At 69.4% G+C, this 13,182-nt stretch carries 11 protein-coding genes; 5 read left to right on the plus strand and 6 right to left on the minus strand.

Features of this window, described 5'->3' with window-relative positions:
• Window positions 1-166: 166 nt before the first annotated feature.
• Window positions 167-790 carry a class I SAM-dependent methyltransferase gene (locus ACFOW8_RS26085; RefSeq protein WP_378554157.1) on the minus strand — a complete coding sequence of 208 codons (624 nt, stop codon included), beginning with the start codon at window positions 788-790 and terminating at the stop codon, window positions 167-169.
• A gap of 124 nt (window positions 791-914) precedes the next feature.
• Here ACFOW8_RS26085 and ACFOW8_RS26090 point away from each other — a divergent pair, with 124 nt between their 5' ends.
• Complete coding sequence (locus tag ACFOW8_RS26090) at window positions 915-1,799, plus strand: alpha/beta fold hydrolase (RefSeq protein WP_378554158.1); 885 nt, start codon at window positions 915-917, stop codon at window positions 1,797-1,799.
• 55 nt (window positions 1,800-1,854) lie between these two features.
• On the opposite strand, the gene ACFOW8_RS26095 is transcribed toward ACFOW8_RS26090, so the two are convergent.
• The 5 genes from ACFOW8_RS26095 to ACFOW8_RS26115 all read right to left on the minus strand — a co-directional run bounded on the left by ACFOW8_RS26095 (window position 1,855) and on the right by ACFOW8_RS26115 (window position 8,445).
• A complete protein-coding gene (locus tag ACFOW8_RS26095; protein WP_378554159.1) occupies window positions 1,855-3,243 on the minus strand; it encodes a WS/DGAT/MGAT family O-acyltransferase in 1,389 nt (462 codons plus the stop codon).
• 24 nt (window positions 3,244-3,267) lie between these two features.
• A complete protein-coding gene (locus ACFOW8_RS26100; RefSeq protein ID WP_378554160.1) occupies window positions 3,268-3,804 on the minus strand; it encodes a VOC family protein in 537 nt (178 codons plus the stop codon).
• Between the two features lie 33 nt (window positions 3,805-3,837).
• Entirely contained in the window at window positions 3,838-5,535 is a 1,698-nt protein-coding gene (locus ACFOW8_RS26105) for a 3-ketosteroid-delta-1-dehydrogenase (RefSeq protein WP_378554161.1), read from the minus strand.
• 94 nt (window positions 5,536-5,629) lie between these two features.
• A complete protein-coding gene (locus ACFOW8_RS26110; protein WP_378554163.1) occupies window positions 5,630-6,976 on the minus strand; it encodes an MFS transporter in 1,347 nt (448 codons plus the stop codon).
• A gap of 107 nt (window positions 6,977-7,083) precedes the next feature.
• Window positions 7,084-8,445: an aminotransferase-like domain-containing protein gene (locus ACFOW8_RS26115; protein WP_378554165.1), complete on the minus strand. Its 1,362-nt coding sequence runs from the start codon at window positions 8,443-8,445 to the stop codon at window positions 7,084-7,086.
• 118 nt (window positions 8,446-8,563) lie between these two features.
• Here ACFOW8_RS26115 and ACFOW8_RS26120 point away from each other — a divergent pair, with 118 nt between their 5' ends.
• Genes ACFOW8_RS26120 through ACFOW8_RS26135 form a run of 4 tightly spaced genes read left to right on the plus strand, consistent with a single transcriptional unit; the run spans window position 8,564 to window position 13,181 of the window.
• Window positions 8,564-9,406 carry a nitrilase-related carbon-nitrogen hydrolase gene (locus tag ACFOW8_RS26120; RefSeq protein ID WP_378554677.1) on the plus strand — a complete coding sequence of 281 codons (843 nt, stop codon included), beginning with the start codon at window positions 8,564-8,566 and terminating at the stop codon, window positions 9,404-9,406.
• 14 nt (window positions 9,407-9,420) lie between these two features.
• Window positions 9,421-10,842: a dihydropyrimidinase gene (gene hydA, locus ACFOW8_RS26125; protein WP_378554166.1), complete on the plus strand. Its 1,422-nt coding sequence runs from the start codon at window positions 9,421-9,423 to the stop codon at window positions 10,840-10,842.
• 9 nt (window positions 10,843-10,851) lie between these two features.
• Complete coding sequence (locus ACFOW8_RS26130) at window positions 10,852-11,877, plus strand: TIGR03842 family LLM class F420-dependent oxidoreductase (RefSeq protein ID WP_378554168.1); 1,026 nt, start codon at window positions 10,852-10,854, stop codon at window positions 11,875-11,877.
• Entirely contained in the window at window positions 11,874-13,181 is a 1,308-nt protein-coding gene (locus ACFOW8_RS26135; RefSeq protein ID WP_378554169.1) for an aspartate aminotransferase family protein, read from the plus strand. Before ACFOW8_RS26130 ends, ACFOW8_RS26135 begins: the two co-directional genes overlap by 4 nt.
• Window position 13,182 lies beyond the last annotated feature (1 nt).

Consider the following 13,182-nt stretch of genomic DNA (forward strand, 5'->3'; position numbering starts at 1 on the left):
TGTCGCGAGCGATTATGGACGACTTTTCCCGGCCCCATGAGGCCCCGGATTCAGGTATACAGTGAAAGGGGGATGGGAGATCTCGACGTCAGGCGGTCGGCCCCTCCCACAGATTCTCGCGGGGTACGGCATCGCGGGTCGCCGACGCGCTCGGCGTGATCGCCGCTCAGGCCGAGCGGGAGAAGACCGCGACCAGAAAGTCCGAGTCGACGGTGAACGGCCGCAGATCCCAGGTGGACAGCCGCAGATCCGCGGTCAGGCCCGCGGTCTCGGCATCGGCGAGGAATTCCGCGAAGCCGTAGCCGCGGTCGGCACCGAAGCCGGTCACCACGCGCCCGCCGGGACCGAGATGGCGAACGAATCCGGCCAGCACCGCGACCCGGGTCGACGGTGCGAGGAACGTCATCACATTGCCCGCGCACACGACGACATCGAACCCGGCCGCGACGCCGCGCGCCGGAAGGTCGAGTTCGGCGAGATCGCCCACCAACCAGGTCGGGCCGGGATAGTCGGCCTCGGCCGCCGCGACGAGCACCGGGTCGACATCCACCCCGACAACGGTGTGCCCGGCGGCGAACAGGTGACCGCCGGTCCGCCCCGCACCGCAGCCGGCATCGAGCACCCGGCTGCCGCGCGCGAGCATCGCGTCGATCAGCCGCGCCTCGCCGACGATGTCGTGCCCCTCGGCGGCGAGGGAGCGGAACCGGTCGACGTACCGGGTCGAATGGGCCGGATCCTCGGCGATGAGCTCCTCCCACCTGCTGGGCGTGCGCGGGTTCGGCGCGTCCATCACGTCCTCCTGTCGCCGGCGGATACCCCGTCGACTCTAGAAGGTCCAAGGCCGCCGACGCGGATCCGGGCCCGTATGCCATCATCGACTAGAACGTGTTCTAGAACCGCAACCGGGAGGCGCCGTGGGAGCGACACGATCGATACGGACCGGACCCTTCGTCGTGCCCGATGTCGACGACGTTCCCGAGGGACGGATGCTCGACCTCCCAGGCCGCGGGCGCACCTATGTCGTCGATCTGCCCGGCCCGCCGGACGCGCCGACGCTGATCCTGCTGCACGGCACCGCGTGCACAGCCGTGCTCAACTGGTTCCCGGCACTGGCGACACTCGCGGAGCACTATCGCGTGGTGCTGTTCGACCAGCGGTGGCACGGGCGCGGCATCCGCTCCCCCCGCTTCCGGCTCGACGACTGCGCCGACGATGTGGTCGCGGTCGCCGATGCGCTGGGAATCGGGCGGTTCGTCTGTGTCGGCTATTCACTCGGCGGCATCGTCTCGCTGCTCACCGCGCGCAGACATCCCAGGCGGGTCGCCGGGCTCGTGCTGTGCGCGACCCCGTATCGCTTCCAGGAGAAGTGGCGTGAGCGGGCGTTCCATCGCGGGTTCGCGGCGACCGCGCGGGCGTTGGGCGACTACCCGTATCGGCGGGCGGGGCGGCGGGCACGGCGCCTGCCGGAACTTCCCGCGGCCTTGGAGCCGGGGCGGCTGCGCCGGTGGGCACTGGAGGAATTCCGCAGTACCAGCGGCTGGGCGCTGGGGCCGGTGCTGGCCGAGATCGGCACCTTCGACGCGACGACGTGGCTGCCCGAGCTGCGAATGCCCACCGCGGTGGTGATCACCACCAAGGACAAAGCGATTCCGGTGTACCGGCAGATCGAACTCGCGGCCGCGATTCCGGGGGCGAGTATCCATCCGGTGGCGGCGGGCCATGCGGCCTGCGCGGTGGCACCGCACCGGTTCGTGCCGGCGCTGACGCTGGCGTGCGTGACAGTGGCGGCGCGACGGTAGATGACGACCCTGTTCGACGCCGATGGCGAACAGGGCGGTCGGCCCGGAGCGTTGATCAGCCTCTGGCGCGGGCCGCGGCGAGCAGGTCGGCGATCACGGCGGGCACCGCGTCGGCCAGCGCCTCGATATCGGGCACCAGGTCACGGCAGGCGATGAAGCCGAAGTCGAGGTCGCCGCAGTTGGACAGCACCGTGACGGTGAGCCCGGCACCATGGAAGACCGGACCGAACGGATACATGCCGTCCACTCGGACACCGAGGAAGTACAGCGGCATCGGCGGGCCTGGCACGTTCGACACCACCAGGTTGTGCACCACCGGATGCCGGTCGGACAGTTTCAGCGAGGAGTACACCCTGGCGGCGAGCTGAAAGGTGTTCGGCGGCGCGTACTTCGACCAGTCCTGCAGGAAGTCGGCGCCGATCAGCTCGTGCTCGTCTTTGGCCGCCTGATTCGCCGTGGCCAGTTGACTCAGCCGCGCCACCGGATCGGCGACATCGGTGCCGAGACGGCAGAACAGCGTGGAGACCTTGTTGATGCCCGCGGTGTGCGTGGTCGAGTCGTGCACCGACACCGGCACCGAGGCGATCAGCGACCGCTCGGGCAGGCTGTCGCGGTCGTCGAGGTAGCGGCGCAGCACCCCGCCGACCACGGCGAGCACCACATCGTTGACCTTCACCCCGAAGGCGGTCTTGATCTCCTTGATCGCGCCGAGGTCGGCCTTGGTGAAGGCCACCGCGCGGGCCGCGGTGATCGCCTGGTTGAACGGGGTGCGCGGGGCGGCGAACGGCAGGGCCATGCCCGCTTCGTTGTTGCGCCGCCGCTGCGCGAACCCGGCGACCATGCCGACCGTTCGCGGCACCATGCCGACCACCCCCGCCCTGGCGGGCAGTCGGGTCACGGCGCGCAGGGCGAGACCGAGCCCGCCGGGCGCCGGTTCCGGCTGCCACGGTTCGGGCTCGGGGCGTCGCAGGCCGGGCTCGAGATCACACAGGTGCATCATCATGTTGGTGCCGGTGATGCCGTCGACCGCCGAGTGGTGGTATTTGCAGATCATCGCGACCTTGCCGTCGCGCAGGCCCTCCACCACCGTCATCTCCCACAGCGGTCTGGCGCGGTCCATCGGGGTGCTCGCGATCTCACCGATCATCCCGGCCAGTTCGGCCTGCCCGATCGGCTCGGCCATCGTGATCCGGCGCAGGTGGTTGTCGAGGTCGAAATCGGCGTCGTCGACCCACAGCGGGTGGTCGAGATCGAACGGCACCGGGTGCACCCTGCGGCGCATGTGCGGGATCAACGGCAGCCTGCGGCGCAGTTCGTCGCGGAGCCGGTCGAAGGAGTAGGTCCCGTCGGCGGGGTCGAGGATCAGCAGGGCGCAGACGTGGAGATGCTGGGTGCCGGTCTCCAGGTAGAGGAAACTGGCATCCAGTCCGGTGAGTTGTTCCATAGCCCGAGGCTACTAGAACACGTTCTATTTTGTTCCGGTGGTCCCGCGTACTGCCGCCACCCGCGCCCAGAGCTCCCGGTCCTCGCGCGGCCCGCCCGGCGTGGCCGCACCGTACCGCTCGATCTCGGCGGCCAGGTCGAGCGGCCCGGTGAGCGCCGTTCCCGGTGCCAGCGCCGCTTCGACCTGCGCGTCCGGCACCAGCCAGCACACCTCGAATTCGATGCCGTCGGGGTCGCGGGCGTAGAGCGCCTTGGTCGACCCGTGGTCGCTCGCCCCGGTCAACGCCCCGGCCTCGGCCAAACGCGTACGCATCGAAGCCAATTCGGCCAGTGTCGCCACCTCCCACGCCACGTGGTACAGCCCGACCGCACCGGCGGGCCCCGCCTGCGCCCGCGCCTGGAACAGTCCGAGATCGTGGTCGTTCGCAGACTCGGGATGACGCAGGAACGCGCCGCCGGGGAATCCCTCGGGCAACCTGGTGAACCCGAGCACCTCCTCGTAGAACGCGAGACTGCGCGGCAGGTCGGCGACGAACAGCACGATGTGATTGATACCCCGCATCGACAGGATGCTCCTCGGTCGACCGCGCCGCCGCTACCGCGTCGCGTCGTACGCGTCGCGGGCCGCGATATAGCCGAAGACCAGGCCTTGCCCGATGGTCGCGCCCGCGCCGGGGTAGGTGCGGCCGAAGGCATTGGCCGCGGTGTTGCCGATGGCGTACAGGCCGGCGATGGGGGTGCCGTCCTCGCGGAGCACGCGGGCCCTGGCATCGGCGCGCACGCCGCCGCAGGTACCGAGATCGCTGAGGGTCATCCGCACCGCGTAGTAGGGGCCCTTGGTCAGCGGACGCAGGTTCGGGTTGGGCCGGACGGTCGGGTCGCCGTAGTAGCGGTCGTAGGCGCTCTCGCCTCGCTCGAACGCGCGGTCGGTGCCGGTGGCGGCGTCGTCGTTGAAACGGCGGAAGGTCTCGGTGAAAGCGTCCTCGGGCAGGCCGGCCAGCCGGGCCAGCTCGGCGGGATCGTCGGCGCGGTGCGCGATCCCGGCGTCGTACCAGCTCTGCGGCAGCGGCTGGCGGGGGAACATCTCGGCCGCGAAGATGTAGCTGTTGCGGTACTTCTGGTCGAACACGATCCACATCGACTCGACCGGGTCGTCGGCACGCTCGCGGGCGAGCAGGCGCTGCCCGAACGACATGTAGTCGATGGACTCGTTGATGAAGCGACGGCCGCTCTGGTCGACGATGAACGAGCCGGGCAGCGAACGCTCGGCCAGCATCACGGTCGGCGCGCCACCGGGCAGCGCCGCCACCGCGGGGAACCACCACGCCTGATCCATGAGTTCGGTGGTGGCACCGGCCTCCTGCGCGAGCCGGATCGCGTCGCCGGTGTTGCCCTCGGCGCCGAGGCTCTCGTGCTCGCCGAGCCGCGCGGACTGGTGCTTGTGCCGCATGGCCATATCGTGGTCGAAGCCACCGGCCGCCAGCACCACGCCGCGGCGGGCGGTCACCGTGAACTCCGAACCGCCCTGTGCCACCACGGCTCCGGTGACCCGGTCGCCGTCGGTGATCAGCCGGACGATCTCGGTCTCGGTCCATACCGGGATCCCGGCGCGCACCACCCCGGCGAACAGACCCGCGGCCAGTGCCTGCCCGCCCGCCATGTACTCACGCCGCAGCGCCAGCCCGCCGAGACCCTGCGCCAGCCGCTTCAGGATGCGCGAAATGCCCTTCGACGGCACCCTGGCCACCAGATTCATCCACTTGTAGTCGGCACCGGTCGTCGGCATCGGCACCGGCGCCTCCATCAGGCCGGGACGCAGCCGCGACCGTTCGGCACCGAGGACCGAGGCGTTGAACGGCTTGCATTCACAGGTGCGACCGGCCGCCGAACCGCCGGGCAGCTCGGGGTGGTAGTCCGAATAGCCTTCGGCCCAGAAGAATTTCATCGGCGTCAGCCTGCGCAGCAGGTCGAGGGTCGCGGCGGAGTTCGCGACGAACGCCGCGCCGCGCTCGGCGGGGGCGGAGTCACCGACCACCGAGCGCAGGTAGGTGTTCGCGGCCTCAGGGGAATCGCCCGCACCGGATTCGCGTAGCACCGGGTTGTCGGGCAGCCAGAACGCACCGCCGGACCGTGCCGTCGACCCGCCGACGTAGGCGGTCTTCTCCACGATCAGGGTGGACATGCCGAGTTCGGCGGCGGTCAGTGCGGCGGCCATGCCCGTGCCTGAGCCGACCACCAGCAGGTCGACGGTGATGTCGTGCGCTGCCGGGGGCGTCGCGGAACGGGTCGTCATGGTGGAACTCCTTCGGTCGCTGTCGAGTGGACAGTAGAAACTGCGGCGGGCAAGCGGAAGGTGGCTTCCCGGCCACCGGGATGCGGTGCCGTGGTCAGACCGCGTGAACTCGTCGTTCGTCGTCGCGGTCGTTCGCGCCGAGTTCGGCGGTCAGATCCCGGCCCCTGGTCTCCGCCGTCACCGCGAGCGCGCCGAGAGTGACCAGTGCCGCGACCGCGGCGATCACGCTCAGCGGCGCACTCGTCTGCCCGAAGGCCGCGGTCAGGCTGCTCGCGATCAGCGGCGTGCAGCCCGCGCCGAGCAGCGCGGCGCTCTGGTAGGCCACCGACACACCGGTGTAGCGGATGCGGGTGGGGAACATCTCCGACAGCAGCGGCGTCAGCGGGGCGTACATCGCGTTCTGCAGAAACTGCGCGATCATCAGCGCGCCGGTCAGGATGAGGACCGAGCCGGTGTCGACGAGGGCATACAGCGGGAACGCGTACGGCACGGTCGCGACGGCACCGGCCATCATCACCCGGCGCCTGCCCAGCCGGTCGGAGAGCGCGGCGAACAACGGGATGGACACGATCGACACCGCGACGATGATCAGCAACGAGCGCATCACGCTCGACAGCGCGTAGCCGATACCGGTGGCGTAGGTGATGATGTGCGAACTGGTCAGCGCGGTGAGCGCGAACGGGCCGATACCCACCGCGACCGCGGGCAGGAGATGGCGAGGCTGCCGCAGCACCTCCGCGATCGGCAGCTTGCGCTCCCCCTGGTCGGCAGCCGCGGTGAACACCGGGCTCTCCATCACTTTCAGCCGCACATAGAGACCGATCGCCAGCAGGCCCGCGCTGGCGAGGAACGGGATCCGCCAGCCCCACGAGTAGAGTGCCGCGTCCGGCAGCATGGTCACCACCGTCACCGCGGTGGTCGAGAGCAGGAACCCGAACGGGGTGCCCAGCTGCATGATCCCGGTCCATCGGCCGCGCGTGCCGGAGTCGGCGTGCTCGACGACCATCAGCGCCGCGCCACCCCATTCGCCGCCGACGGCGATGCCCTGCAGCACCCGCAGCGTCACCAGCAGCACTGGGGCGAGCACACCGATCATGGCGTAGGTGGGCAGCACGCCGATCACCGCGCTGGCCACACCCATCAGGGTCATGGTGATCACCAGCATCGCCTTGCGCCCGACGCGATCGCCGAAGTGGCCGAACAGCACGCCGCCGAGCGGCCGGGCGAGGTAGCCCGCCGCGAGGGTGCCGAAGGCGGCGATGGTGCCCGCCGCCGGATTGTCCGACGGGAAGAACAGTTTCCCGAAAACGACGGCCGCCATCGTGCCGTACAGCAGGAAGTCGTAGTACTCGATAGTGGTGCCGAGCAGGCTCGACAATGCGACCCGGCGCACCGGTTTCCGGTCCTGTCCCGGCACTGCGCCGGTCGCCTCGCTGTTCATCGCCCGTTCCTCCTCATCGCCCGCGCGGCGCTCGATCGGCGCCGACGCCGCGCCGACGATCCCAGCGTGGAGACGAACGGCTCAAGAGGGGAATTCCATTCACCGGGTCATGCGGGACCGAGGGTGAAGTAGTCGGACTGGCGTGGCGGTTGCGCGGCGGCGGAAAGGATCCGGGCGACCTCATCGACCCCGTCCCGCAGCGGCGCCACTGTGACCCGCACCGCCTGCGTTCCGCCGCCCGGGTCGCCGACACAGAAGGGGCCGCCCGGCGCGACCCGGATCCCGTTGGCCGCCAGGTGGACCAGGGCCGAACGCTCGTCGGTGACCGGCAGCCAGGCGTTCAGGCCGTCGCCGTCGGCGATCCCGACACCGTGCCCGCGCAACGCCGTGCCCAGCGCCGCGCGGCGCCGAGCGTACTCGTCACGCGCGAATTCGACCGCGCGGCAAGCGGTCTCGTCGCGCAGCAGCTCGTAGAGCAGCCGTTGCAGAATGCGCGGGGTCCAGCCGGGGCCGAGCATCCGGGTGGCGACGATACGGTCGATCACCTCCTCCGGTCCCGACAGCGCCGCGATCCGCAGGTCGGGGCCGTGCGATTTGGAGAAGCTGCGGATGTGCAGCACCTGGTCGGGCAGCCACCGGCCCAGGCTGATGTCGTCAGCGGCCACGATGGCGCCGGAGTGATCGTCCTCGACGACCACGCAGCGGTGCGGGCTCGCGCGCAGGATCGCGGCCAGCTCTTCGGCGCGCTCGGCCGTCATGGTGGCACCGGTCGGGTTCTGCGCGCGCGGCTGCACGATCGCCGCCCGTGGCGCCAGGTCCAGCGCCCGCGCCAGCTCGGCGGGCAGGATCCCGCACTCGTCCATCGCCACCGGAAGCGCCTGTACGCCGATGGATTCCAGGAAGTCGAGGAAGTGCGGGAAGGTGGGATTCTCGACGATCACCCGGTCGCCGAACCGCACCACCGCCTGCAGGCTGCGCGCCACCGCGTCCATCGCACCGTCGACCACGGTGAGCCCACCCGAGCGGGTCGGCCAGTCGGCCTGCAACAGCCTGCCGAGCTCGGGGACGACCGGCGCCTGGTGATAGTCGGTGGTCTCTCCCTGCGACGCCACCTGCGCCAGCAACGCGCCGATCTCTGGCAGCAGTGCGGGATCCGGCGTCCCGAGCGACAGGTCGAGCCGCGCGTCCCTGGCGCCGCCGCTCATCCCACCCGCCCTGGCAGGCGCGGGGCGGGCCGCCGCTTCGGCGACGAAAGTCCCACTGCGCCCCCTGGATACGACCAGACCGGCCTGCGCCAGCGCCCGCCACCCGTGACTCACCGTCGCCGGACTCACCCCGAGCTGTCGCGACAGCTCCCGCACGGTCGGCAGCCGGTCGCCCGCGCGCAACTCGCCACTGGTGATCGCCCGCGCGATGGCACCGGCGATGCCCGCCGGCGTCGGATCTTCGATCCGGATTCGTTCGTTCACTTTCGCCTCGCCGTCGCGGCCGGAGATTTACACTTCTCCACACCGAGTGAAACATTAAAGAAATGTTTATTGCTGACGATAACACAATCCGATTCAGCGAGGAGATCCACTGGTGACGATCATCAAGGCAGCCATCACGCAGGCGACGTGGACCGGCGACAAGGAATCCATGCTCGCCAAGCACGAGAAGTTCGTCGAGCAGGCGGCGGCCGAGGGCGTGCAGATCATCTGCTTCCAGGAACTGTTCTACGGCCCGTATTTCGGCAATGTGCAGGACAAGAAGTACTACGAGTACGCCGAGTCGGTGCCCGGCCCCACCACCGAACGTTTCGCGGCACTGGCCCGCGCGCACAATATGGTGATCGTGCTCCCGGTCTACGAGCAGGATCAGCCCGGGGTGCTGTACAACACCGCGGCGGTGATCGATGCCGACGGCAGCTACCTCGGCAAATACCGCAAGCACCACATTCCGCACCTGCCCAGCTTCTGGGAGAAGTTCTATTTCCGGCCGGGGAATCTGGGATACCCGGTCTTCGACACCGCTGTGGGCCGGGTCGGCGTGTACATCTGCTACGACCGGCACTTCCCCGAGGGCTGGCGTGCCTACGGCCTCGGCGGCGCGGAACTGGTGTTCAACCCCTCGGCCACCAAACCCGGCCTGTCCAACCGGCTCTGGGAGCTCGAGCAGCCCGCCGCGGCCGCGGCCAACCAGTACTTCATCGCCGCCAACAACCGCATCGGCACCGAGTCCGACGAGTTCGGTGACGCGGCGGTCACCTTCTACGGCAGTTCCTATTTCGTCGACCCGCGCGGCAACTACGTCGGCGAGATCGCCTCGACCGGCACCGAGGAACTGGTGATCCGCGAGCTCGATCTGGGGCTGGTCCGCGAGGTCCGCGCCGACTGGCAGTTCTATCGCGACCGCCGTCCCGATTCCTACGGCGCCATCGTCGCACCCTGAGCGGAAGGCCCGATATGGCAACCACATTGATCTCCGGCGGGACCGTCGTCTCGGCCACCGGACGCGGCGCGGCCGATGTGCTCATCGACGGTGAGCGCATCGTCGCCCTGCTCGAGCCGGGCAGTACCGTGCTCGGCGCCGACCTGGCCGCCACCGTCGACACGGTGATCGACGCGACCGGCAAATACGTCATCCCCGGCGGTATCGACGCGCACACACACATGTCGATGCCGTTCGGCGGCACCACCGCCGCCGACGATTTCGAGACCGGGACCAGGGCAGCGGCGTGGGGTGGCACCACCACCATCATCGATTTCGCCGTGCAGAAGTTCGGCGAACGCGTCCAGGACAGCCTGGCCACCTGGCACGACATGGCCGCGGGCCAGTGCGCCATCGACTACTCGTTCCACCAGATCATCGGTGACGTCAACGACGAATCGCTGCGCGCCATGCGGGAACTGCCCGGCGAGGGAGTGAGCAGTTTCAAGCTGTTCATGGCCTATCCGGGGGTGTTCTACAGCGACGACGCCCAGATCCTGCGCGCCATGCAGACCGGCGCCGACACCGGGCTGCTCACCATGATGCACGCCGAGAACGGGCCCGCCATCGATGTGCTGGTCGGCCAGCTGCTCGCCGAGGGCAAGACCGCGCCGTACTACCACGGCATCGCCCGGGCCTGGGAGCTGGAGGAGGAGGCCACCCACCGCGCGATCATGCTCGCCAAACTCACCGGCGCGCCGCTGTACGTGGTGCACGTGTCGGCCAAACAGGCCGTGGCCCAGCTGGCCACCGCGCGCGATCGCGGCCAGAACGTCTTCGGCGAGACCTGCCCGCAGTATCTGTATCTGTCGCTGGAGGATCAGCTCGGCGCACCCGGCTTCGACGGCGCCAAATGGGTGTGCTCGACGCCGCTGCGGTCCAAGCACGACCACCATCAGGACGAAGCGTGGAACGCGTTGCGCACCAACGACCTGCAGATGGTGTCCACCGACCACTGCCCCTTCTGTATGAAGGGCCAGAAGGACATGGGTGTGGGCGACTTCTCCAAGATTCCCAACGGCATCGGCTCGGTGGAGCACCGCATGGACCTGATGTATCAGGGCGTGGTCGACGGCAAGATCAGTCTCGAACGCTGGGTGGAGATCACCGCCACCACCCCGGCCCGCATGTTCGGGCTCTACGGCCGCAAGGGCGTGCTGGCCCCCGGCGCCGATGCCGACATCGTGATCTACGACCCGAACGGGCACACCTCGATCGGCGTGAACGCCACCCACCACATGAACATGGACCATTCCGCCTGGGAGGGCTACGAGATCGACGGTCACGTCGACACCGTGCTCTCCCGCGGCGCGGTGATCGTCGACGACAACGCCTACCTCGGCCGCAAGGGCGACGGACGGTTCGTCCGCCGCGATCCGTGCCAGTACCTGATCTAGGAGACTGCCATGCAATTCGGAGCGGTGCTGCAATGCGATCCACCCGCCGCGCGCTCGGTGTACCTGGCCAAGCTCGCCGAGGTCCACGGATTCAGCCACCTGTGGACCTTCGACTCCCATGTGCTGTGGCAGGAACCGTATGTCCTGTACAGCCAGATCCTGCACGAGACCAAGCGGATCACCGTCGGGCCGATGGTCACCAACCCGGCGACCAGGGACTGGACGGTCACCGCGTCCACCTACGCCACGCTCAACGAGGCCTACGGCAACCGCACCATCTGCGGGATCGGGCGCGGCGACTCCGCGGTCCGGGTCGGCGGCGGCAAGCCGACCACCCTCGCGACGCTGCGCGAATCCATCCATGTCATCAGGGAACTCGCGAACTCGCGCGCGGTCCAGGTCGACGGGCGGGTGCTCCAGCTGCCGTGGAGCACCGGATCGACCCTCGACGTGTGGGTGGCCGCGTACGGGCCGCGGGCCCTGGCGCTGGCGGGCGAGGTCGCCGACGGGTTCATCCTGCAGCTGGCCGATCTCGATATCGCCGAGTGGATGATCGGCACCGTCAAGGAGGCCGCGGCCGCCGCGGGCCGCGACCCCGACGCCGTCAAGATCTGCGTGGCCGCGCCCATGTACATCGGCACCGACTGGGCGCACATGCGCGATCAGTGCCGCTGGTTCGGCGGCATGGTCGGCAACCATGTGGCCGACATCGTGGCCCGCTACGGCGAATCCGGTTCGGTGCCACCGGCGTTGACCGACTACATCGCCGGCCGCAACGGCTACGACTACAACCAGCACGGCCGGGCGGGCAACACACACGCCGAGTTCGTCACCGACGACATCGTCGACCGGTTCTGTGTGCTCGGCACCGCCGAAGACCACCTGCACAAGCTGCGCCGCCTCGCCGAGCTCGGTGTCGACCAGTTCGCGGGCTATCTCCAGCACGACAACAAGGAGGAGACTTTGCGTACCTACGGTGAGATCGTCATTCCGGGCATGGCCGCCCACATCACCGCAACCAAGGCGGCGTCGTGACCGCCACCGAGGTCGACCTGGACGCCCTTGCCTACCAGCTCGACCGCGAGCACGTGTTCCACTCCTGGTCGGCGCAGGGCGCGCTGCATCCGCTGGTGCTGGCCGGCGGCCGCGGCAGCCGGGTGTGGGATCACGCCGGGCGGGAGTATCTCGACTTCTCCAGCCAGATGGTGAATGTCAACATCGGCCACCAGCATCCGGTGGTAACCAGGGCCATCGCCGAGCAGGCTGCCCGGCTCACCACGATCGCGCCCGCCACCGCGAATCTGGCGCGCGGCATGGCGGCCCAGCGAATCACCGCGCTCACCCCACCGGGGCTGGACAAGGTGTTCTTCACCAACGGTGGAGCCGACGCGGTGGAGAACGCCATCAGGATGGCGCGGCTGCACACCGGCCGCGACAAGGTGCTCTCCACCTACCGCTCCTACCACGGCAACACCGGGGCAGCGGTGGTCGCCACCGGCGACTGGCGGCGGGTGCCCAACGAGTTCGCCCGCGGGCACGTCCACTTCTTCGGGCCCTACCTGTACCGCAGCGAGTTCTGGGCCGAGAGCGCCGAGCAGGAGTGCGAACGCGCGCTGCGTCATCTCGAGCGCGTGGTGCAATCCGAGGGGCCGGATTCGATAGCGGCGATCCTGCTCGAGAGCCTGCCGGGCACCGCGGGCATCCTGGTGCCACCGCCCGGATATCTGGCCGGGGTGCGGGCGATCGCCGACCGGTACGGAATCCTGTTGATCCTCGACGAGGTGATGGCCGGCTTCGGCCGCACCGGTGCCTGGTTCGCGTTCAGCCGCCACGACGTGGTGCCGGACCTGATCACCTTCGCCAAGGGGGTGAACAGCGGCTATGTCCCGGTCGGTGGCGTGATCATCGCCGAGTCCATCGCGCGCACCTTCGACGAGCGCGTCTTCCCCGGCGGCCTCACCTACAGCGGCCATCCGCTGGCCGCCGCGTCGATCGTGGCCGCGCTCGATGCCATGGCCGAGGAGGGCATCGTCGAGAACGCCGCCCGCCTCGGCCGCGAGACCATCGGACCCGCGCTCGCCGAGCTGACCGACCTGCCGATCGTCGGTGAGGTCAGGGGCGAAGGCGTGTTCTGGGCGGTCGAGCTGGTCGCCGACCGCGCGACCCGCGAACCCGTCTCCGCCGCCACCATGGCGCGACTCAAGGCAGGCCTCGTCGAGCGCGGTGTGCTGCCGTTCGTGGCCGACAACCGCCTGCACGTGGTGCCACCGTGCGTGATCACCGACGCCGAGGCCACCGAGGGCATCGCGATCATCCGCGATGTCATGGCCGGACTGTGAA

This window comes from Nocardia rhizosphaerae, assembly GCF_042650365.1.
Lineage (GTDB): Bacteria > Actinomycetota > Actinomycetes > Mycobacteriales > Mycobacteriaceae > Nocardia > Nocardia rhizosphaerae.